Raw genomic sequence first — 19,482 nt, 5'->3', positions numbered from 1 at the left:
GTCGTAATTATTTAGCTAACCTTAAACCGGTGAATTGCCATCTTAAATTTGTTTGAAAAAAGTTGCGATAGGTAGAACGCGTATGCTTAGGTGAAGTAGCCACAGAGCCACCGCGAAGCACCTTTTGGTTTACCATAAATTTGCCATTGTACTCGCCAATGGCGCCGGGTGCTTTTGTATAACCTGGGTAGGGTAGGTAGGCACTTTCTGTCCATTCCCATCGACTTCCCCAATCAAAATTATGTTGCGCTGCTTCCCATTCAAACTCGGTTGGCAAACGACAATCTTTCCATTGTGCAAACGCGAATGCCTCAAAATAAGAAATGTGCGAAACAGGCGCTTCACCATTGAGTTTGTGTAAACCTTGTAAAGTGTATTGATGCCAATCACCGTTAATATTATACCAGTGCATTGGAGCCACAATTTGGTCTTGCTTTACCCAATCCCAGCCTTCAGCGTGCCAAAGGTTGAAATCTTTGTAACCACCAGCATTTATGAATTCTAGGTATTCGGCATTTGTAATAAGTTTGTTTGAAATTTTATAATCGTGTAGATAGACTTTATGCCTTCCCAATTCATTGTCGTAGCAAAATTCTTCTGAATTTTTATGGCCAATTTCATAAATTCCTTCGTTCATTTCAATCCATTCTTGCTGGAATTTCTGAAGTGGATTTTCTATAAATGAATCATTGTATTTCGGCAATAAAGGATTGTTTCCTAAAATGTATTTTATGTCTGTAGTAAGTAATTCTTGGTGTTGTTTTTCGTGATGAATTCCTATTAAAAGGATCTCTCTAATTTCTTCGGAAATATCTTCCGAAAGAAATTCTCTCATTTCATTGGTTACATAAAGACGGTAATCATAAACTTTTGCCACTCCTGGTCTGGAAAGGTTTCCGCGATCATTCCGAATTACACGTTTGCCTACATTTTCATAATAACTATTGAAAACAAAGGCGAAATCGTCGTGAAAAAGCTGATAATTGGGTTTGTGTGGTTTTAAAATGAATTCTTCAAAAAACCAAGTTGTATGACCTAGGTGCCATTTTGGAGGGGATACGTCTACAATTGGCTGAACTACATAGTCTTCAATTTCCAGCGGTTTGCAAATGTTTTCGGTATGTTGGCGAGTTTCGAGAAAGAGCGAAACCAATGTATCGGTTGCAATCATAAAAAAAGTGCCGCATTTTTTTGACGACACTTTAAATATAAATATTATAATTGTTTAACTCTATTTCATACACGTTAAACAGTTGTTAAACTAGGTTTCGCGTTACAAAAAGAGTATTTTGAGTTATTATTTTCCTGTTTTGAAGGTAAAAGGTACGGCCATTTTAATTGCTCGTGGTTTTCCGCCCATCATTCCAGGCTTAGACATTTTTGGGATTGCCATAATATTTCGTTTAGCTTCCTCTTGTAATTCCTTTGTGCCGCCCGAAACATTTTGTACTTCTACCATGCCTTTTTCATTAATAATGAATTCAACAATAACTTTTCCTTGATCGTTATTTTTGTACGAAACTGTAGGATATTTGAAGTTTTGGGCGATGTGCGTAGCAAGTTTATTGTTAAAACAATTGTCGCGATCTGAGGCGCTACCTTTTTCACAACCGGGCCATACTGGGCCTATTTCTTTAAGGGTAACAGTGTTTTTTTGAACATCTCCCCATTCTTGCTGGGCAAAAATAGTAGTGGAGAATAGAATGCAGGCTAGAATAATTAAGTTCTTCATAATTGGGGGTATAAATTTGGGTTAAATGGCAACAGCACCTTTAATGTGGGGGTGTGGATTGTAATCCACAAGTGTAAAGTCATCAAAAGTGAAGCCAAATATATCTTTTACTTCTGGATTAAGCAACATTTTTGGCAAAGGTCTTTGATCTCGAGACAATTGAAGTTCAACTTGTTCGAGGTGATTGCTGTATATATGGGCATCGCCAAAGGTGTGTATAAAATCGCCAGCTTCGTAACCGCATACTTGCGCCATCATCATGGTTAAAAGTGCATATGAAGCAATATTGAAAGGAACTCCCAAGAAAATATCTGCACTACGTTGGTAGAGTTGGCAGGACAATTTTCCATCGGCTACGTAAAACTGAAAGAAGGCGTGACACGGTGGCAGTGCGGCTTTGCCATTGGCAACATTTTCTGCAAAAGGCTTTGAGGTATCTGGTAATACACTCGGATTCCAGGCGCTAACGAGCATTCTTCGGCTGTCAGGATTTGATTTAAGTGTTTTCATAACATCTGAAATCTGATCAATCTCCTCGCTGTTCCAATTTCTCCATTGATGGCCATAAACTGGGCCTAGGTCGCCATTTTCATCTGCCCATTCATTCCAAATACGAACACCATTTTCTTGCAGGTATTTAATATTTGTGTCACCATTTAAAAACCACAATAGCTCATAAATAATAGACTTTAAGTGAAGCTTTTTAGTAGTTATCATGGGGAAACCTTCGCTTAAATCGAAGCGCATTTGGTAGCCGAAAACACTTTTTGTGCCAGTGCCAGTACGGTCCTGCTTTACGGCGCCAGTTTCAATTACGTGCTTAAGGAGATCGTGGTATTGTTTCATTTTAAGGAAGCTAAATTAATGGTCTAAAATTACTAATAGTGCAGATGATGCTCAAGGAATTTAAGAATTGCTTTTTAAATAGTTATTAACGATTCAGAATTATTTCTTAATTTTAATCGTAATCTACTCACTATGGAAGAAAAATACGAGCTAATAACAGGAACATTAGAGTGTTATCCATTTTATGCTATATTCTATTTTGATGCACCGCAATATGATTTCGCCGAAGCAAAAGAGCTCGTTAATACTTTAGACACACATTATAAGGGTAGAAAATGTGTGGTTATTTCTAATAGGGAAATGGCTAAAAAAGTGAATCCAGAAGTGTACAACAGAGCTAAATCCAAAAGTGTCGTAGGCATCGCAATAGTTTCAAATAACGACGATGTTAAAAGCGAAGCAATTGAAGAGCAGGGGCTTTTTGAAGGCGCCTTTAGTTATTTTAAATGTATTAAAGAGGCAGCAGATTGGGCCGAAACTGTTGTTAATTAACATTAACCAATAATCATTCCTGCAATTGTCGCTGAAATTAGCGAAGCGATGGTTCCACCAATTAAAGCTTTCATTCCAAATTTAGAAAGAGTTTTACGTTGTCCGGGTGCTAAAGAACCAATCCCTCCAATTTGAATTCCAATAGAAGCGAAATTTGCAAACCCACAAAGCATGTAGGTTGCCATAATAATGCTTTTCTCATAATTAAGGTGAAGCCCGTTAGATATGTTTTTGAGTTCTGCTAACTGAATGTAGCCTACAAATTCACTTGCGGCGAGTTTAATACCTAACAACTGGCCCATCATATAAATGTCTTCCTCTGCAACGCCAATTAGCCACATTAAAGGCGCAAAAACGCTTCCGAGAATTGCTTCCAAAGAAAAACTTTTGTAGTCTGAATTTGCAATAACCCAATCATTTAAGGGGGTTACTCCACCAATCCAACCTAAAATTCCGTTTAGCATTGCGATAAAAGCTACAAAAACTAAAAGCATTGCACCTACATTTACAGCGAGTTTTAAACCTTCCGTAGTTCCGTTGGCGATTGCATCCAAAAGGTTGGAACCAATTTTTTCTGATGATACTTTTACATCTGTATTTATAGGTTCTGTTTGTGGATACAGAATTTTTGAAATCACAATTGCACCCGGAGCCGCCATTACTGAAGCTGCCAAAAGGTGTTTTGCAAATGTTAATCGTAACGCTGGATCATCACCACCCAAAAACCCGATGTAGGCCGCTAGAACTGCTCCGGCAACCGTTGCCATCCCACCAATCATTACGAGCAGCATTTCAGATTTGTTCATTTTTTCTAAATAGGCTTTTATAAGAAGCGGTGCTTCGGTTTGTCCTAAAAAGATATTTCCAGCAACGCTTAAACTTTCCGCTCCCGAAATATTCAAAAGCTTTGTAAGCAGCCAGCCCATTCCTTTTACTATTATTTGAATTATTCCGAGGTAAAAAAGAACCGACGTTAGCGCAGAGAAAAATACTATAGTTGGTAATACTTGAAAAGCAAATATAAACCCGTAGGAATTGATGTCCAGCATGCCGCCAAAAAGGAATTCGCTACCAGCTTTGGTGTAATCTAAAACATTTACGAATAATTGGCCCACACCTTCAAATGCGCTTTTAATAAAATTCACTTTTAACACGCCAATGGCAATTATCAATTGAAAAGCGAGGCCGATACCCACCGTTTTCCAATGGATGGCTCTTCTATTTGAACTAAAAAGAATGGCGATTACCAAAAGAGAAATCATCCCTAATACGCCACGCCAAAGACTTTGCATAGAAAAACCTTGACTAGGAGTTATTTCTGAACTATTAGCAATAGTGTCGAGCGCGGAAGCCTTTTGTATGCTTTGCGTTTTTAATTCGTATTTATAATTGTTTTCAGAAAGTAAAAGTGTGCTATCTGTAAGTTGCTCAACGCGAAATCTTCTTATACTGTCTGCAGGTTCGTTAAAGAAAAGAACCAATAAATTATTCTGAAGTAAATAGTCGCCGCTCGATTTTAAGCTGTCATTTTCAACTTGGTATTCAAAAGCTCCATTTTCGAGTTTTAGAAAATCCTTTTCAGAATTGATGTTTAGTGTAGAAAGGCCATTTTCATCTTTTACTTCTGAAAATTGCCATGTTTTTTCAATGCTTTGCGCAAAAACATTTCCGAAGAAGAAAAGCGCAATGGCTACAAGTATAAATTTCTGCATAAATTTTTTATAAATCCCAACCCTTCATTTGCACTTCGGCTTTACTCAGGGTGCCAAATATTTTAATTCTTAAACCAACAACCGACGCTACTCCCTTTTGGAAATTTCATCGCGGATGCTTGCTGCTTTTTCGTAGTTTTCGTTATTTACTGCCTCATCCAGCATTTTATTTAAATCGCCGAGGCTAAATTTAGTGAAATCCTCGCTTACTGGTTTGAAAGACTCTTTGTCTTCACCAAGAATTAAATTCTCAATAACGGCCTCTTCTTTTTTAGATAATGTTTTTTTAGAAGTAGTCGTTTTGAGAAAGATTCCAGCCTTGTCTAAAATGTTTTTATAAGTAAAAATAGGTGCTTTAAAGCGAAGTGCTAATGCAATGGCATCGCTGGTTCGGGCATCTATTATTTCTTCAATTTTGTCGCGTTCGCAAATAATGCTTGAATAGAAAACGCCATCCACCAATTTGTGAATTATAACTTGCTTCACCACAATATCGAAGCGATCTGCAAAATTTTTAAAAAGGTCGTGGGTGAGTGGGCGCGGTGGGGTAATATCTTTTTCTAGCGCGATTGCAATGGACTGTGCCTCAAAAGCACCGATAACTATAGGTAGTTTTCGTTCGCCATCAACTTCGTTCAATATAAGGGCATATGCGCCATTTTGAGTTTGGCTGTATGAAATTCCTTTGATTGTAAGTTTTACTAAACTCATTCTTCAAAAATCAGTGATAAATATTTAGTACGCGGTGTTCAGTTAAACAATTGATTATAAAAGTAACGAATAAAAAAACAATAAAAAAAGCTGTTTAAATTTGGATGCTTCCTTATTTAAACAGCCCTTTTTCGAGGCACAAATTAATGAAAAATTATGCGTTTTGCGCCTTAAATTCTTTTAATTTTTCTGTGAGTTTTGGCACTATCTCAAAGGCATCGCCAACAATACCGTAGTCTGCGGCTTTAAAGAAAGGCGCTTCGGGATCGTTATTAATTACCACCTTCACTTTTGATGCGTTAATACCCGCCAAATGCTGAATAGCACCAGAAATACCAATTGCAATATAAAGGTTTGAAGCAACAGGTTTTCCTGTCTGTCCAACGTGCTCGCTATGTGGTCTCCAGCCCATGTCGCTCACAGGTTTTGAACAAGCTGTGGCAGCACCTAATGTTTGTGCAAGATCTTCAATCATTCCCCAGTTTTCGGGACCTTTCATTCCACGACCAGCAGAAACTACAATTTCGGCATCGGCGATAGTAACTTTATCGGTTGCCTTATCTACGGAAACAATTTCCATATCAAAATCGTGTGCGTCAAGATTTGGTGCGAAGTCTTCATTTGTTGCTGAAGTTTCATTTTCCTTTAAACCGTATGAATTTTTCCCTAAACCAATTATTTTGATATCGGTTTTAATTTCTGTGGTTGCAAATGCTTTATTTGTGAAAACGCTGTGTTTCACTTTAAAAGGTGAAGTGCTTTCTGGAAGCGCAACTACGTTTGGCACAAAACCAGCCTCAAGATTAACCGCCAAAGTTGGCGCTAAAAACTTGCTGTTTGCACTTGCCGTTAGCACGATAACTTGTGCGCCTTCATTTTTTGCGGCTTGTCCAATTGCGTCTGCATAAGCTTCGCCATTGAAATTGTTCAATTTGTCATTTGAAACCTGCAATACTTTTGAAGCGCCATATTTTGCCAATTCTGAAGTGTCATTGGCATTAATGCTAACTGCAGTTACAGAAGTTCCCATTTGGTCTGCAATTCCTTTGGCATAAGCAACTGCTTCCAAAGCGATCTTCTTAATTTTTCCTTCTTCTGATTCTGTATATACTAAAACTGACATTTGATTTACGATTTTAGATTTACGATTTTAGATTGAAATGTTCGTAAATATTATTATTAAAAATTGAGTGAGCCGAACAGAGTCGAGGTATTAAATTACCTTGGCTTCGTTATGCAAAAGATTGATCAAGTCGTCCACATTATCAACCAATTTCACCGCGCCTTTTGGGGCTGGTTTTTCAAAAGAAATTGAAGTTGTTTCTGCTGTAGCATCAATTGGTTCTTTCACATTAAGTGGTTTTGAACGCGCTTGCATAATCCCGCGCATATTAGGAATACGAAGATCGCTTTCTTGAACCAAACCTTTTTGTCCGCCAATTACTAGTGGAAGTGAAGTTTTTAAAGTTTCCTTTCCTCCGTCAATTTCACGAATAGCAGTGGCTTTATCGCCTTCTACTTCAAGACCGATGCAAGTATTTACGAAATTTGCTCCCGTTAACTTTGCAAGCATTCCCGGCACCATTCCGCCGTTATAGTCAATTGATTCTCTACCGCCGATTACTAAATCGTAACCGCCTTCTTTTACAATAGCTGCAAGTTGCTTAGCTACGGAAAAACCATCAGTAGCAGGCGTATTTACGCGTATTGCTTCATCGGCACCAATAGCCAAGGCTTTACGAAGTGTTGGCTCTGTTTCTGGTCCGCCAACGTTTATAACGTGTACGGTTGCACCTTGTTTTTCTTTAAACCACATGGCTCTTGTTAAGCCAAATTCATCATTCGGATTAATTACAAACTGAACGCCATTAGCATCAAACTTGGTGTCTCCGTCGGTGAAGTTAATCTTTGAGGTAGTGTCCGGTACGTGACTTATACAGACTAATATTTTCATCTTTAAAAGTATTTTTGGATTGTAAAATATTGGCAAATTTAATTGTAAGTAAAAAAGAAATTTGCTCGTGTGCGAAGTTAAGAATATATTTCTTTTTTTTATTATGCACGCATAATAAATTTTGGTTAAAAGTGAGGAAATTATACTCAAACAGATGTTAATTATAGTATTTTTGCTTCCCCATTCCGATAATTTATGGAATTCAGTTATTTATATTTCAATCTAGACAAATGAAAACATTACAATTTAGAGAAGCCATACAAGAAGCGATGAGTGAAGAAATGCGTCGCGACGAAACTATATATTTAATGGGCGAGGAGGTTGCCGAATACAATGGTGCCTACAAAGCCAGTAAAGGAATGCTCGACGAGTTTGGAGCGAAACGCATTATAGATACTCCAATTTCTGAAATGGGCTTTTCGGGAATAGGCGTAGGTTCTGCAATGAACGGGAACAGACCGATTATTGAATTTATGACTTTCAACTTCTCGTTGGTTGCCATTGACCAAATTATAAATAATGCTGCAAAAATGCGCCAAATGAGCGGTGGGCAGTTTAATATTCCTATTGTTTTCCGTGGGCCAACGGCTTCTGCCGGACAACTTGCAGCTACACACAGTCAGGCATTTGAAAGCTGGTTCGCCAACTGTCCTGGTTTAAAAGTGATTGTGCCAAGTAATCCTGCCGATGCAAAAGGCTTGTTGAAAAGTGCCATTCGCGATAATGATCCGGTAATTTTTATGGAAAGTGAGCAGATGTACGGCGATAAAGGTGAAGTGCCAGAAGGAGAATATTTAATCCCGATTGGGGTTGCCGATATTAAAAGAAAAGGAACAGATGTAACGATTGTTTCCTTCGGAAAAATTATAAAAGAGGCTTATAAAGCTGCAGAAACACTTGCCGAAGAAGGCATTGAATGTGAAATAATCGATTTACGTACTGTCCGTCCGTTGGATTATGAAGCAATTTATGAATCTGTGAAGAAAACAAATCGTTTGGTGATTTTAGAGGAAGCGTGGCCTTTTGGAAACGTTGCTACCGAAATATCGTACCAAGTTCAAAACAATATTTTTGATTACTTAGACGCACCAATCGTAAAAATAAATACTGCTGATACTCCAGCGCCTTACTCGCCTGTATTACTAAAGGAGTGGTTGCCAAATAGTGAAGATGTTGTTAAGGCTGTAAAGAAAGTTCTTTATAGAGACTAATTTTACGACCGAAAATAATTTCGTCCCCCTAATTTATGAAGTACCTTCTTTTATCTTTTTTTATTTTAACTGGTGCTTCGGTATTTTCCCAAACCAAAGTAAGTGGTGTAATTAAAGACGCTACGGGTTATCCTGTTGCCTTTGCGAATGTTATCTATAAAGATTCGCAGGAGGGAACTATTTCCGACGAAAACGGTCGATTTTACTTAGAAAGCGATAAAACTTATAAAACCGTAATCTTCTCTTTTATAGGTTTCACAACTAAAGAAGTGGAACTCACTACGAGAACTACCTACACTATGGAAGTACTTTTGGAAGAGAGTGCTGATGCGTTGGACGAGGTGGTTATATTTGCAGGAAAAACTTCAAAAAAGAATAATCCAGCTTTGGATATTCTTCGGAAGATTTGGGAAAATCGCAGGGAGAATGGGGTTAAAAAATTCAAACAATACCAGTACGATAAATACGAAAAACTTGAATTTGATTTAAATACAATTGATAGTGCGCTCATTAAAAGCAAGATTTTTAAAGGGATGGAATTCATTTTTGACCAGACCGATACTTCAAGTGTAACTGGTAATACGTATCTGCCTATTTTTATAAATGAGGCAGCTTCCAAAGTCTATGGCGACAATTCTTTATCTGAAGAAAAGGAAGTGCTTCAAGGAAATAAAAACTCTGGTTTTGATAACAATCAAACACTTATCGCTTTCGTAAAAGATCTTTATAGCGACTATGATGTTTATGATAATTATCTGAAATTTTTCGATAAAGCTTTTACTAGTCCGCTATCAAAAACTGGAATAGACGTTTACAATTACGTGTTGCGCGACAGTGCCTATCGCGATAATAAATGGTGCTATAATATTGTGTATTACCCACGCCGAAAAAATGAACTGACTTTTAAAGGCGATTTTTGGGTGAATGATTCCACTTGGGCTATTAAAGAAATAAATTTAAAAGCTTCCAAAAGCGCAAACCTAAACTGGGTGCGCGATGTGTATATAGAGCAGGAGTTTGAAGTATTAAACGATTCTACTTTCCTAATTACTCGCGACTATTTTATGAGCGATTTCAGCTTTAGGAAAAAGGAAGAAGCTCGAGGCGTTTATGGCAAACGTACCACCTTATATGATAATTATGTTTTTGATATTCCGAAAGACAAAAAGTTTTATTCGCAGCAAGTAGATCCATATAATTATGAGGTTTACAACCGTCCCGATGATTTTTGGGATACAAACCGAATGGAGAAACTAAGCAAAGACGAAACAGGCGTTTACAAAATGCTGGACACGCTTAAAACTGTAGGTCGGTTTAAAGCGCTTTACAATGTGGGTGCAACATTGGCCAGTGGTTATTACGAAGTAAACAATTTTGATATCGGCCCTGTTTTTTCAATTTTTGGTTTTAATGAAGCTGAAGGTATGCGAATCCGTTTGGGAGGTAGAACCTATTTTGGACAAAATGACCCTTGGAGAATAGAAGGTTTTGGAGCTTACGGTTTTAAAGACGATCGTTTTAAATACGGTATTTCTGGAAAGCTGCTTTTAGATAGAAAATCTAGACTTACTGTCTTTGGCGGTAACCGTCGCGATGTGGAGCAAACCGGAGCTAGTTTAACAAATAGTAACGATGTTTTGGGAAGAAGTTTGGCGTCGTCGTCGCTGCTTTCCGTGGGCTCAAATGATAGGTTGTCGCGTATAAACTTAAGCACCATCGGTTTTGATATTGAACCGTGGAAGAACTTTATATTACGCTTAACAGGTTCTTATAGAACTTTAGAGTCTGCTACCGAAACTTTCAGTATAGATTATAAAGTAATGGAAGATGGTCTATTTACAGGCGATGTAAAGAGCCAACTAAAACAAGCCGAAATTCAAGTAGGATTTTTATATAGTCCCGGACGTAAAACTTCAGGTTATGGCGTGGAGCGCACGGTAATAAACGATGGCGATTTTCCATCGTTTTATGCAGGTTATAGCTACGGACTAAAAGATGTAATGGGAGGCGATTTTGAATACAAAAAATTGCAAGCACTTTACACCCAACCTTGGAATATAGGTGGTATTGGTCGTTTGCTTTCTACTGTTGAGGTAGGTACAACCATTGGCGCAGTTCCGTTAAGTCTGCTAAATCCAATTCCTGGAAATCAAACTTATTTCAGTCTTTACAATACTTTTACGCAGTTAGATTATTACGAATTTGTAAGTGATACCTATACTTCACTTCATTTGGAACACAACTTTGGAGGTAGAATTTTCTCCCGAATTCCATTACTTAGAAAACTTGACCTACGTGAAGTTGTTGGTTTTAGAGCTGTTTATGGTACAATTTCGCAAGAGAATAAAGACTTAAACGCTTCCAATATAGTTTATCAATCTCCCGAAGATATCTACTGGGAATACAGTGTTGGGGTGGGTAACATCTTTAGAGTTTTCAGACTCGATTTTAACTTCCGAGGTAATTACTTAGATAATATTGATGCACGAAGCTTTGGGGTAACAGGGATTTTCGGATTTAGTTTCTAAACTTTTCTTCTTTTTTATACTTTAAATATGATGTGTTTTTTCCAAGGGATGCCAGTGGGATATCGTGTATTTAATATAAGTATTATACGCTATAGAGATACTGTATATATACTATAAACATACTATAAGTATAGTATATAGTTACTTTAAATATACTATAAACAAAATTCCTACTACTGTTTTATTCGTCTTTCATAGAATTTAGATTATAGTGCAAACAGGGGAAATTTTTCTGGAAGGAAAAAGTAAGAGCGGCTGGTGCGTGTGGTTGGAGGGTATTTAGTGAAAACACGATGAATAAAGAGATATTGGAATCGTGTCTAGTTCTCAATGATGACAATGCTTTAAGGAGTCCCACCATTGATATAAAATGCTTACAGTTACGGTTTTCCGTAATGGGTGGGTTTGCGTTAGGGTGGCTTGGATTCATTTTTTATTCCGCTGCGCTTCATAAAAAACACTCGGACACCGTGATCACTTTGGCTTGCAAATGGAACAGGCTTGGTAGCCAAGGTTGATGGCTTGTTCTAAAGTGATCTCTTTTTCGGAGTATTTGAGGTGTACCCCAATATAAACACGAAAATTACCAATTTTAGAATCTTCATCTTAATGTTATATTCTTATTTTATAAACCTTATTTAAAGTAATCGATTAACTAATATAGTTAGATTTTATATATAATAATCTACCGTCCTCAAAAGTGCCTCCTCAAATTTATAGATGTCGTCTATTGATTGAATTGGTTCCCGAGTTTCGTTTTTCTTTTCGTCAAAAACACCCACATATTTATTGCCTCCGTTTAGATGTAACCTGCAGAGTGGTTTCCGATTATTATCATCCAAGAGAATTCCAAAATAGGATTGAGTATCACGGTGTATTATTCTGTTTATGGGCAGTTTTCTTCTCAGGATTGCTACTACAATTCGGAATCCTTCCATTTCCTCTTCAGTAGTAATAACTTTGCTTTCCGGCTCTTGAACTTCAATATTATCCTCCTGTTGTTTTTCTGCTTCTTTATTTATTGCGGCATTAAGCCGATCATTTACCTTTTCACTTATGGTTTGATTGAAAGCTTTTTGGACGAGCTCTGTAAACTCTTCCATTACACGTTCAGTAAGTCTTCCGGAATATGCTTTATTTGCAAAGAGCCTTACAAAGTCATGGGAGGGAGTGGTGAGTTCGTCGGAAATTAATCTTTTGATTTCCCTTGTATATTTAAGGGAACTGGCATTGTCCACAATAGAGTCTACATCAAAATTTGATTTGTGAAATTTGGCTATTTCATTTATCACATTTTCTTTTACCGTTGTGATATCGAATTCCAAAAATGGTTTTTCGTCCATTTTGTTGGGTTCTTCCAAATCTGTGTAGAAGCGATATTCTATTCCGTTGGTGAGCAATGAAAAACGTGTTTTTGTAACATGGAAATAACGGAACAATTGTGAATTATGAACGTTGAGGTTTTCTTTCCAGTTTTTACATTCCACAATGAGGATTGGGTTACCGTTTTGAAAAATGGCATAATCGACTTTTTCGCCCTTTTTAAGGCCCAGGTCGGCTGTAAATTCTGGAACTACTTCAGTGGGGTTGAAAGTATCATATCCCAAAATATTAATAAAGGGCAGTACAAAGGCGTGTTTGGTAGATTCTTCTGTTTCTATTTTGTCTTTTAGCTGATGAATTTTATCTGCTAATGCTTTTAGTTGGTTGTGGAGTTCCATATTTTAAAATTTTGATATGAATGTTTAAATCTATAATCTTGGTTTCAATCGTTTACGGGATTCCTTGAGAGATTATATCAATTTCTCATTTCCGCAACCAATTGTTGTGTTGCATCTTTAATAAATATTTCCAGTTCATCTTTTTCTACACCTTCATAACCTTTAGGCCCATTTTTTTCACGCGTTCTACGTTCTTTGGTTAACTCGTTCATAGATTTTTTGATGACACAACCTTCAGTACAGGGAGTATAATTGAACTTGTAAACTCCCGCAAATTCGTTGGTACTAATAAGGACTACTTTAAATTCTACAGAAGCGCCGTAGCGTTCGTGAACATAGGATTGCTCTATTTTTTCATCATTATTTTTATTGAAGTATTTGTTTGTAGAATACTTGATTTTGGGATCAAGTTTTGTTAATTCAATAATCAGGTCTGTGTCTGACTTGTTTTTGAGAACTTCATAATCTACATTATTGTCTTCATTGCCTATTATTTGATTGAACAACTGTCTGTCTCTTACAACAAAGCCGCTAGCCAAAAGCTGGTTTTCTATAGCATTATACAGGTAATCAATATTTTCGTTTTCCGTAACCGTGTATGAAGATTCATTAACCCTTAGCACTACTTTTGGATTTTTATTAATGGCGAGGAATTTTTTCAAAGACTCTGTTTTTACAATTTCATCTGGTTTTTTTGAAAACCTAATGTTTTTTGAAGAGGAACAAGAAGTGGCTATAATGAGTAAAGCAAATAGGAGGAAAGTAATATTTTTCATTTCGATTAGTTTTATTTGTTAGTAACTTCAAACCTACAACACCTAAATAAAAATTCCTTACGGGATTCCGTAAGGAGCTGAAAATAGCCTATATATCCTCCTCAATTCATTATACAGTCCTTTGGGCGTTCGATAAGGGTAACTGTTTTTGAGGAAATTTCAGACTGGGGTATGTAATACTTTATATCAAGAGGTATATTTGAACTTTGGATAGGATGCAACATTTAGTTGTAATAGTAGTATGAACTATCATTTTGTTGCGAATAGAATTTACTGCCTAATAGTAAAAAGCGCCTAAAAAAAAGAGGAATGAAAAGCTATGTGCATTCATTCCTCTAAAGTACTAACAAATTGGCAAATCTCTATCCGCCTCCGTTTCCACCAATAGGCGGAGGCGGAGGAGGCGGTGGTAAATTCCCATCATCGCCGCAACAGGCTTGTGTGCTCTTCACTTCCTCAGAAATTGCTTGTGGGGTACAGGAAAAAAGACCCATATTGAGAAAAACCGTAAATAAAATTAAAGCTATTTTTTTCATTTTGTATGATTTAAAAGTTGATACTAGCGTGGCTGTCCAGGTATTTACCCAGAGAATTTTACAGCGACACCTTATGGTGGAAGTGAATCCTTCCGATTTGAGAAGTGTGGAGCGCAGAAGTAAGGCGAGAGGTTACTTCTCATAATGGCCAATCAACTTAAACTGCGGCTCCAGTAGTAGTATTGAAATGTTTTGTAAACCCTGTTACACCCAAGGTGGCATTGCAATACTGAAGCAAATGAAGAAAGAATGTGCCTGAAAGGTTGGAAAGGAAATGGAAAGGTTATGGAAAAGAATTTCCAAGTATTTTCCATTTGGTTTTTGTAGTTTTAAAATGTTGAAAAACAGTTTATATGCATAGAGAATTACTTTTAAATGCTTTTGAGAAAGTAGAGCAGAAATTGAATAGTGAAGGCATTAACAGCCCCTCAGTAAATCAATGTGCCGTACGTTTATCAGAAATTATCTCTGAAACATTTCCTTATGGTGATAGACGCCTAAGGGATTTCTATAAGGAAGCGAAGAATAGTGATGGGGGAGCTATTAATATTCCGCAGCCTCAAGTTTTAATGGTCTTAGCGCAATATTTGGGATATGATAATTACAACGATTTTCTCGTTAAGAATACTATAGATGAAGTAAAAGGGCGCGCAGATGAAGGAAATGTTCCAAAGAAAAGAAACAAATTGCTGCTAATGCTAATGTCACTTTTCTTGATAGCGGTTATTGGATTTTTTGGATACCATTATTTTACAAAACAACGATGGATGGAATGGAATTCCACTCATTATGTTGAAACTAGTTTTGACGGTGAAAAGTTAAAAACTGGAATCCTTAAAGCATATAAACAGGAGCGCATTGAGGGTTTTAGAGAGTTATCTATAAATTGCTCGACCCAGTTTTTTAATGAGGATGGAAGTGTTCGTATTTGGTACGGAAAAGATAGGAATGGCGGAATGGAATATTTTTCGAGTTATGGTCTTCATCCGCAAACCAATAAAACGCTGAGGCCAATTACCAAATATATAATTGACAAGTATGTTTGCAATTAGATTTTTTAAAAGCCGAATTAGTCAATTTGTCAATATCTTTGTTCAATGGAAAACCTTTCGCTGGCAAAACCCATTCCTATTGTTGAAATAGATCTCTCTCTTTTCAATATAACGGGTTATAAATTATTTATAAAACGAGAAGATTTATTGCACCCGTTTGTTTCGGGGAATAAATTTAGAAAGCTAAAATACAATCTCCAAGCTGCCCAAGAACAGGGGCAGAATACACTTCTTACTTTTGGCGGTGCTTATTCAAATCATATTGCAGCTGTTGCGGCTGCCGGAAAAAAGATGAGTTTTAAAACCATCGGGATTATTCGAGGGGAAGAATTAGAAAGCAAGATTGCAGAAAACCCGACGCTTACTTTTGCAAAGGAATGTGGGATGCAGTTGCATTTTGTTTCTCGGGAAGAATATAGGCTGAAAGAGGAGCTTGAATTTATAGCTGAGTTAAAAAATCAATTTGGAAATTTTTATTTGTTGCCAGAAGGTGGAACTAACGCGTTGGCTGTAAAAGGATGCGAAGAAATTTTAGGCGAAGATAATTTTTCGGCAGATTATATATGTGTTCCTGTAGGTACTGGGGGTACGATGGCTGGTTTGGTAAAAGCTTCAAATGAAAATCAACATGTTTTAGGTTTTTCAGCTTTAAAAGGAACTTTTCAATCTTCCGAAATATCAAAATATACTTCGAAATTTAATTTTGAAATCACCGATTCCTATTGTTTTGGTGGGTATGGTAAAATAGATTCAGAATTGGTTCGTTTTATAAATGAGTTCAAGAAAAAAACGGCTATTCCATTAGATCCTGTCTATACCGGAAAAATGATGTACGGTATTATGGATCTACTAAAAAAGGGGTATTTCAAAGAAAATAGCTGTATTTTTGCCGTTCATACGGGCGGTTTGCAAGGCATAGCTGGTATGAACCAAAAATTGAAAAAGAAAAACCTACCTATAATTGAATAATATGATTGGCAGATTAACTTTCCTACTTATTGTATGTATTATTTGTTTTGGCAGTTGCAAATCGAAAAAAACGGCTTCAAAATATAAAAAGAAACCCAACACCGAGCGTGTTGTTCGCACAAATCCATCTGTTAAGGAGAACAATACCAAAGCAGAAGAACCTCGCGTGGTTGATGTGCCAGTAAATATTCCGTACAGTGAACGTGTAGCTAACTACATTAACGAATATAGCGGTATAGCCATGGAAGAAATGCTGCAATACGGTATTCCAGCCAGCATAACGCTTGCCCAAGGTATTTTGGAAAGTGGCGCTGGTGCGGGCGAACTTACGATGAAGGCTAATAACCATTTCGGTATAAAATGTCATACCGGTTGGGAAGGCGATAGTGTTTATCACGACGATGATGAACGCGGAGAGTGTTTCAGAAAATACAACGATCCTAAATATTCTTATCGCGATCACTCCTTGTTTTTAACGCAACGTAGTCGTTATCAAGATTTATTCAAATTGCGCAAAGACGATTATAAAGGTTGGGCGCATGGGCTTCGCAAAGCGGGTTATGCAACGGACCCCAAGTATCCGGAAAAACTTATAAGCCTTGTAGAAAGATACAGATTAGATCAATACGACAATCAGGTTTTAGGCAAGAGAGTAAGAAATGTAGATCCTGATGATTCCAAAATTGCTACTTACGCAGTCCAAGCTGGCGATACACTATATAGTATTTCGAGAAAATTTAATCTTACTGTGGAAAACCTAAAACAATACAACGGATTAAAAAATAATGATTTGTCTATTGGTCAGGTTTTGTATCTGCATTCTCTAAAAAATCAGTAAAAAAGAAAGTTGCATTTGCAGTTTTCAGTTTGAATATTTCTTCAACAGCAATTAAATAATATTATTACGAATTCTTCAATTATTACCATGAAATACCAAAGAAGCAGTGCTCTTTTTCAAGAGGCGTTAAAAGTTATTCCCGGAGGCGTAAATTCGCCTGTACGTGCTTTTAAAGCCGTAGGTGGGGATCCTATTTTTGTAGAAAAAGCGAAAGGCGCATATATTTACGACGTTGATGGCAACAAACTAATAGACTATATAAATTCTTGGGGCCCAATGATTCTTGGCCATGCTTTTGAGCCTGTTGTAAACGCGGTAATTGAGAAGGCGAAAAAAGGAACTTCTTTCGGGATGCCCACAGAAATTGAGACTGATATAGCGGCGCTTGCCGTTTCCATGGTTCCGAATATTGATAAAATCCGTTTTGTAAATAGCGGTACTGAAGCTTGTATGAGTGCTGTTCGTTTAGCACGTGGTTTTTCGGGGAAAGATAAAATTATAAAATTTGCAGGCTGCTACCACGGGCATAGCGATTCCTTCCTTATTCAGGCAGGAAGTGGCGCCGTTACTTTCGGATCACCAAATAGTCCTGGTGTAACTGAAGGAACCGCGAAGGATACGCTGCTGGCAACTTATAATGATTTGGACAATGTAGCAGAAGTTATTGCTGCAAACAAAAACGAAATAGCCTGTATTATTTTAGAACCTGTTGCGGGAAATATGGGTTGCATTCCACCTGCCGAAGGATTTTTAGAAGGCTTGCGAAAACTTTGCGATGACAACGATATTCTTTTAATTTTTGATGAGGTAATGACTGGTTTCAGACTTGCTGCTGGTGGAGTTCAAGAATTATTTGGGGTGAAAGCCGATATTGTAACTTTTGGAAAAGTAATTGGTGGCGGATTGCCTGTTGGTGCATTTGCTGCAAGAGAAGAAATTATGAATCAACTAGCGCCCCTTGGTCCTGTTTATCAGGCGGGAACATTGAGCGGAAATCCTCTGGCAATGGCTGCAGGATTGGCGATGTTAAAAGAATTAAACGAAAATCGAGCGATTTTTGATTCTATCAATAAAAAGACCGAATATCTGCATAAAGGTTTAGACGCGGCGCTTACTTCAGAAAATGTAAAGTTCACTATTAACAGACTGGGATCTATGATTTCGATACATTTTTCTGAAATGCCCGTAACCGATTTTGCTTCGGCAGCTAATGCGAATAATGAAAATTTCAAAATCTTTTTCCACGGAATGTTGGACGAAGGAATCTATATTGCGCCAAGTGCTTTTGAAACTTGGTTTATCTGCGATGCGCTGAGTTATGAAGACTTAGACGCTACTATTGCAGCATGTGGAAAGGTTGCTAAAAACTTGAAATAAAAGTTAACTACTAAGCACAGGAAGTTGGCAAATAGTGTCACAAATATTTTTTGATATTCCAAAAAAAAGACCCTTTCTAAACTTAGAAAGGGTCTTGGAATTACTAATAATCAATCACTAATTATTCATTTTTACCCATTGGGTGTATTGATCTGCCGTTAAGGTTTTTTTCATTGTTTCCTTCAGAGAAGAATCGAATTTATCCTTATTGGCTTTAACGGTTGCATCTTTTACATCTTTACCGTCAATGTGCTTTTGATAGTTTACTTCTTTTGCTACGTAAGCTCTAAAGATAGCACGACTTTGATCACCGTTTAAATTTAATGCATCAGTCAATTTTGCAGTTTCTGTCTTGGCAATTACTTCTGGTCTGCTTTTGTCCTGCGACAACTGCTGAGCCGAGATTGTTTGAACTCCCAAAAGCATGGTTACTGCAAATGCGAATACTGTTAGTAGGTTTTTCATTTTAGTTGTTTTTAAATTTAAAGTTACTAATGTAACCAATTTGATTATAACTAAAACAATAATTGCGCCATAAAATATAATTGGAGTCTTTATTACTTATCTCCGCGCTTCTCCATTCTATTTTTGTTGCTAGAACGATGCTGTTTATGACCTTGGCTTTTGTCCCATTTAGTGTATTGTTCCTCTGTAAGGATTTCTTTCATTGCCTTCTTCATTGCGATGCGTCTGTCTAGCATAGCCGCTTTTGCCTCAAACTTTTGCGTGTCTGTCATTTCTTTTCTGTTTTCAGAACGCTCGGGTTTATTTTTCTGCATTTCGAGTAGCACTTGGTTCACTTTAGTTTGTTGCGCTTCGTTTAAACCTAAATCTAGCGTCATTTTTTTAGCGTGCAATTCAGCTTTTTGTTCTGGAGTAAAATTTTCTTTTTGCTCACTACGTTGCTCTTTTCTATCAGAATTTTTATTCTGTGCGGTAATAGCGAAAGTGGTAAGCGCCATAAAAATTATCATTACTTTTTTCATCTGTTTATTTTTTAAGGTTTTACATAACTATGACGCTCATA

General features: G+C 37.1%; 19 protein-coding genes. 7 read left to right on the top strand and 12 right to left on the bottom strand.

The window, feature by feature from the left end:
• Positions 1-7 precede the first annotated feature (7 nt).
• From egtB to AC3RVF_RS11700, 3 genes are all read right to left on the bottom strand, one after another.
• Positions 8-1,171, bottom strand: coding sequence for an ergothioneine biosynthesis protein EgtB (gene egtB, locus AC3RVF_RS11710; RefSeq protein ID WP_489692183.1), 1,164 nt, complete (start codon positions 1,169-1,171; stop codon positions 8-10).
• Between the two features lie 126 nt (positions 1,172-1,297).
• Positions 1,298-1,732 carry a TonB family protein gene (locus AC3RVF_RS11705; protein WP_489692182.1) on the bottom strand — a complete coding sequence of 145 codons (435 nt, stop codon included), beginning with the start codon at positions 1,730-1,732 and terminating at the stop codon, positions 1,298-1,300.
• Positions 1,733-1,753: 21 nt separating this feature from the next.
• Positions 1,754-2,578 (bottom strand): thymidylate synthase, encoded by an 825-nt coding sequence (locus AC3RVF_RS11700; protein ID WP_489692181.1) that lies wholly within the window; start codon positions 2,576-2,578, stop codon positions 1,754-1,756.
• 132 nt (positions 2,579-2,710) lie between these two features.
• Between AC3RVF_RS11700 and AC3RVF_RS11695 the strand changes: the two genes are divergently transcribed.
• A complete protein-coding gene (locus tag AC3RVF_RS11695) occupies positions 2,711-3,070 on the top strand; it encodes a hypothetical protein (protein ID WP_489692180.1) in 360 nt (119 codons plus the stop codon).
• A 2-nt stretch (positions 3,071-3,072) separates the two neighbouring features.
• Here AC3RVF_RS11695 and AC3RVF_RS11690 read toward each other — a convergent pair whose 3' ends face one another.
• The 4 genes from AC3RVF_RS11690 to AC3RVF_RS11675 all read right to left on the bottom strand — a co-directional run bounded on the left by AC3RVF_RS11690 (position 3,073) and on the right by AC3RVF_RS11675 (position 7,447).
• A complete protein-coding gene (locus AC3RVF_RS11690) occupies positions 3,073-4,782 on the bottom strand; it encodes a NupC/NupG family nucleoside CNT transporter (protein ID WP_489692179.1) in 1,710 nt (569 codons plus the stop codon).
• Positions 4,783-4,869: 87 nt separating this feature from the next.
• Positions 4,870-5,493, bottom strand: a complete 624-nt coding sequence (locus AC3RVF_RS11685; RefSeq protein WP_489692178.1) for a bifunctional nuclease family protein — start codon at positions 5,491-5,493, stop codon at positions 4,870-4,872.
• A gap of 154 nt (positions 5,494-5,647) precedes the next feature.
• Complete coding sequence (locus AC3RVF_RS11680) at positions 5,648-6,616, bottom strand: electron transfer flavoprotein subunit alpha/FixB family protein (protein ID WP_489693435.1); 969 nt, start codon at positions 6,614-6,616, stop codon at positions 5,648-5,650.
• A gap of 90 nt (positions 6,617-6,706) precedes the next feature.
• Positions 6,707-7,447, bottom strand: a complete 741-nt coding sequence (locus tag AC3RVF_RS11675; protein ID WP_489692176.1) for an electron transfer flavoprotein subunit beta/FixA family protein — start codon at positions 7,445-7,447, stop codon at positions 6,707-6,709.
• 230 nt (positions 7,448-7,677) lie between these two features.
• Between AC3RVF_RS11675 and AC3RVF_RS11670 the strand changes: the two genes are divergently transcribed.
• Positions 7,678-8,658 (top strand): pyruvate dehydrogenase complex E1 component subunit beta, encoded by a 981-nt coding sequence (locus AC3RVF_RS11670; protein ID WP_489693434.1) that lies wholly within the window; start codon positions 7,678-7,680, stop codon positions 8,656-8,658.
• A gap of 35 nt (positions 8,659-8,693) precedes the next feature.
• Positions 8,694-11,186, top strand: coding sequence for a DUF5686 and carboxypeptidase-like regulatory domain-containing protein (locus AC3RVF_RS11665; RefSeq protein ID WP_489692174.1), 2,493 nt, complete (start codon positions 8,694-8,696; stop codon positions 11,184-11,186).
• Between the two features lie 671 nt (positions 11,187-11,857).
• Here the strand turns inward: AC3RVF_RS11665 and AC3RVF_RS11660 are convergent.
• From AC3RVF_RS11660 to AC3RVF_RS11650, 3 genes are all read right to left on the bottom strand, one after another.
• Positions 11,858-12,907, bottom strand: a complete 1,050-nt coding sequence (locus tag AC3RVF_RS11660; protein WP_489692173.1) for a type I restriction endonuclease — start codon at positions 12,905-12,907, stop codon at positions 11,858-11,860.
• A 77-nt stretch (positions 12,908-12,984) separates the two neighbouring features.
• On the bottom strand, positions 12,985-13,683 hold the full coding sequence (locus AC3RVF_RS11655; RefSeq protein WP_489692172.1) for a hypothetical protein: 699 nt from the start codon (positions 13,681-13,683) through the stop codon (positions 12,985-12,987).
• A gap of 362 nt (positions 13,684-14,045) precedes the next feature.
• Complete coding sequence (locus tag AC3RVF_RS11650) at positions 14,046-14,219, bottom strand: hypothetical protein (RefSeq protein ID WP_489692171.1); 174 nt, start codon at positions 14,217-14,219, stop codon at positions 14,046-14,048.
• Between the two features lie 353 nt (positions 14,220-14,572).
• Here AC3RVF_RS11650 and AC3RVF_RS11645 point away from each other — a divergent pair, with 353 nt between their 5' ends.
• The 4 genes from AC3RVF_RS11645 to hemL all read left to right on the top strand — a co-directional run bounded on the left by AC3RVF_RS11645 (position 14,573) and on the right by hemL (position 18,455).
• Entirely contained in the window at positions 14,573-15,271 is a 699-nt protein-coding gene (locus tag AC3RVF_RS11645; RefSeq protein ID WP_489692170.1) for a hypothetical protein, read from the top strand.
• 45 nt (positions 15,272-15,316) lie between these two features.
• Positions 15,317-16,240, top strand: coding sequence for a 1-aminocyclopropane-1-carboxylate deaminase/D-cysteine desulfhydrase (locus AC3RVF_RS11640; RefSeq protein ID WP_489692169.1), 924 nt, complete (start codon positions 15,317-15,319; stop codon positions 16,238-16,240).
• A 1-nt stretch (position 16,241) separates the two neighbouring features.
• Positions 16,242-17,078, top strand: coding sequence for a glucosaminidase domain-containing protein (locus AC3RVF_RS11635; RefSeq protein ID WP_489692168.1), 837 nt, complete (start codon positions 16,242-16,244; stop codon positions 17,076-17,078).
• Between the two features lie 87 nt (positions 17,079-17,165).
• A complete protein-coding gene (gene hemL / locus AC3RVF_RS11630) occupies positions 17,166-18,455 on the top strand; it encodes a glutamate-1-semialdehyde 2,1-aminomutase (protein WP_489693433.1) in 1,290 nt (429 codons plus the stop codon).
• 117 nt (positions 18,456-18,572) lie between these two features.
• Here the strand turns inward: hemL and AC3RVF_RS11625 are convergent, their stop codons facing one another.
• Together AC3RVF_RS11625 and AC3RVF_RS11620 are read right to left on the bottom strand one after the other, a co-directional pair.
• Positions 18,573-18,920, bottom strand: a complete 348-nt coding sequence (locus AC3RVF_RS11625; RefSeq protein ID WP_489692166.1) for a hypothetical protein — start codon at positions 18,918-18,920, stop codon at positions 18,573-18,575.
• A gap of 92 nt (positions 18,921-19,012) precedes the next feature.
• On the bottom strand, positions 19,013-19,441 hold the full coding sequence (locus AC3RVF_RS11620; protein WP_489692165.1) for a DUF4890 domain-containing protein: 429 nt from the start codon (positions 19,439-19,441) through the stop codon (positions 19,013-19,015).
• Positions 19,442-19,482 lie beyond the last annotated feature (41 nt).

Source organism: Aequorivita sp. IT1183 (genome assembly GCF_058068265.1).
This window is presented reverse-complemented; position numbering and strand designations above follow the sequence as displayed.

Bases quoted from the DNA above. Each gene is read 5' to 3' on its own strand.
- egtB (WP_489692183.1), bottom strand. From the start codon at position 1,171: ATGATTGCAACCGATACATTGGTTTCGCTCTTTCTCGAAACTCGCCAA.
- AC3RVF_RS11705 (WP_489692182.1), bottom strand. From the start codon at position 1,732: ATGAAGAACTTAATTATTCTAGCCTGCATTCTATTCTCCACTACTATT.
- AC3RVF_RS11700 (WP_489692181.1), bottom strand. From the start codon at position 2,578: ATGAAACAATACCACGATCTCCTTAAGCACGTAATTGAAACTGGCGCC.
- AC3RVF_RS11695 (WP_489692180.1), top strand. From the start codon at position 2,711: ATGGAAGAAAAATACGAGCTAATAACAGGAACATTAGAGTGTTATCCA.
- AC3RVF_RS11690 (WP_489692179.1), bottom strand. From the start codon at position 4,782: ATGCAGAAATTTATACTTGTAGCCATTGCGCTTTTCTTCTTCGGAAAT.
- AC3RVF_RS11685 (WP_489692178.1), bottom strand. From the start codon at position 5,493: ATGAGTTTAGTAAAACTTACAATCAAAGGAATTTCATACAGCCAAACT.
- AC3RVF_RS11680 (WP_489693435.1), bottom strand. From the start codon at position 6,616: ATGTCAGTTTTAGTATATACAGAATCAGAAGAAGGAAAAATTAAGAAG.
- AC3RVF_RS11675 (WP_489692176.1), bottom strand. From the start codon at position 7,447: ATGAAAATATTAGTCTGTATAAGTCACGTACCGGACACTACCTCAAAG.
- AC3RVF_RS11670 (WP_489693434.1), top strand. From the start codon at position 7,678: ATGAAAACATTACAATTTAGAGAAGCCATACAAGAAGCGATGAGTGAA.
- AC3RVF_RS11665 (WP_489692174.1), top strand. From the start codon at position 8,694: ATGAAGTACCTTCTTTTATCTTTTTTTATTTTAACTGGTGCTTCGGTA.
- AC3RVF_RS11660 (WP_489692173.1), bottom strand. From the start codon at position 12,907: ATGGAACTCCACAACCAACTAAAAGCATTAGCAGATAAAATTCATCAG.
- AC3RVF_RS11655 (WP_489692172.1), bottom strand. From the start codon at position 13,683: ATGAAAAATATTACTTTCCTCCTATTTGCTTTACTCATTATAGCCACT.
- AC3RVF_RS11650 (WP_489692171.1), bottom strand. From the start codon at position 14,219: ATGAAAAAAATAGCTTTAATTTTATTTACGGTTTTTCTCAATATGGGT.
- AC3RVF_RS11645 (WP_489692170.1), top strand. From the start codon at position 14,573: ATGCATAGAGAATTACTTTTAAATGCTTTTGAGAAAGTAGAGCAGAAA.
- AC3RVF_RS11640 (WP_489692169.1), top strand. From the start codon at position 15,317: ATGGAAAACCTTTCGCTGGCAAAACCCATTCCTATTGTTGAAATAGAT.
- AC3RVF_RS11635 (WP_489692168.1), top strand. From the start codon at position 16,242: ATGATTGGCAGATTAACTTTCCTACTTATTGTATGTATTATTTGTTTT.
- hemL (WP_489693433.1), top strand. From the start codon at position 17,166: ATGAAATACCAAAGAAGCAGTGCTCTTTTTCAAGAGGCGTTAAAAGTT.
- AC3RVF_RS11625 (WP_489692166.1), bottom strand. From the start codon at position 18,920: ATGAAAAACCTACTAACAGTATTCGCATTTGCAGTAACCATGCTTTTG.
- AC3RVF_RS11620 (WP_489692165.1), bottom strand. From the start codon at position 19,441: ATGAAAAAAGTAATGATAATTTTTATGGCGCTTACCACTTTCGCTATT.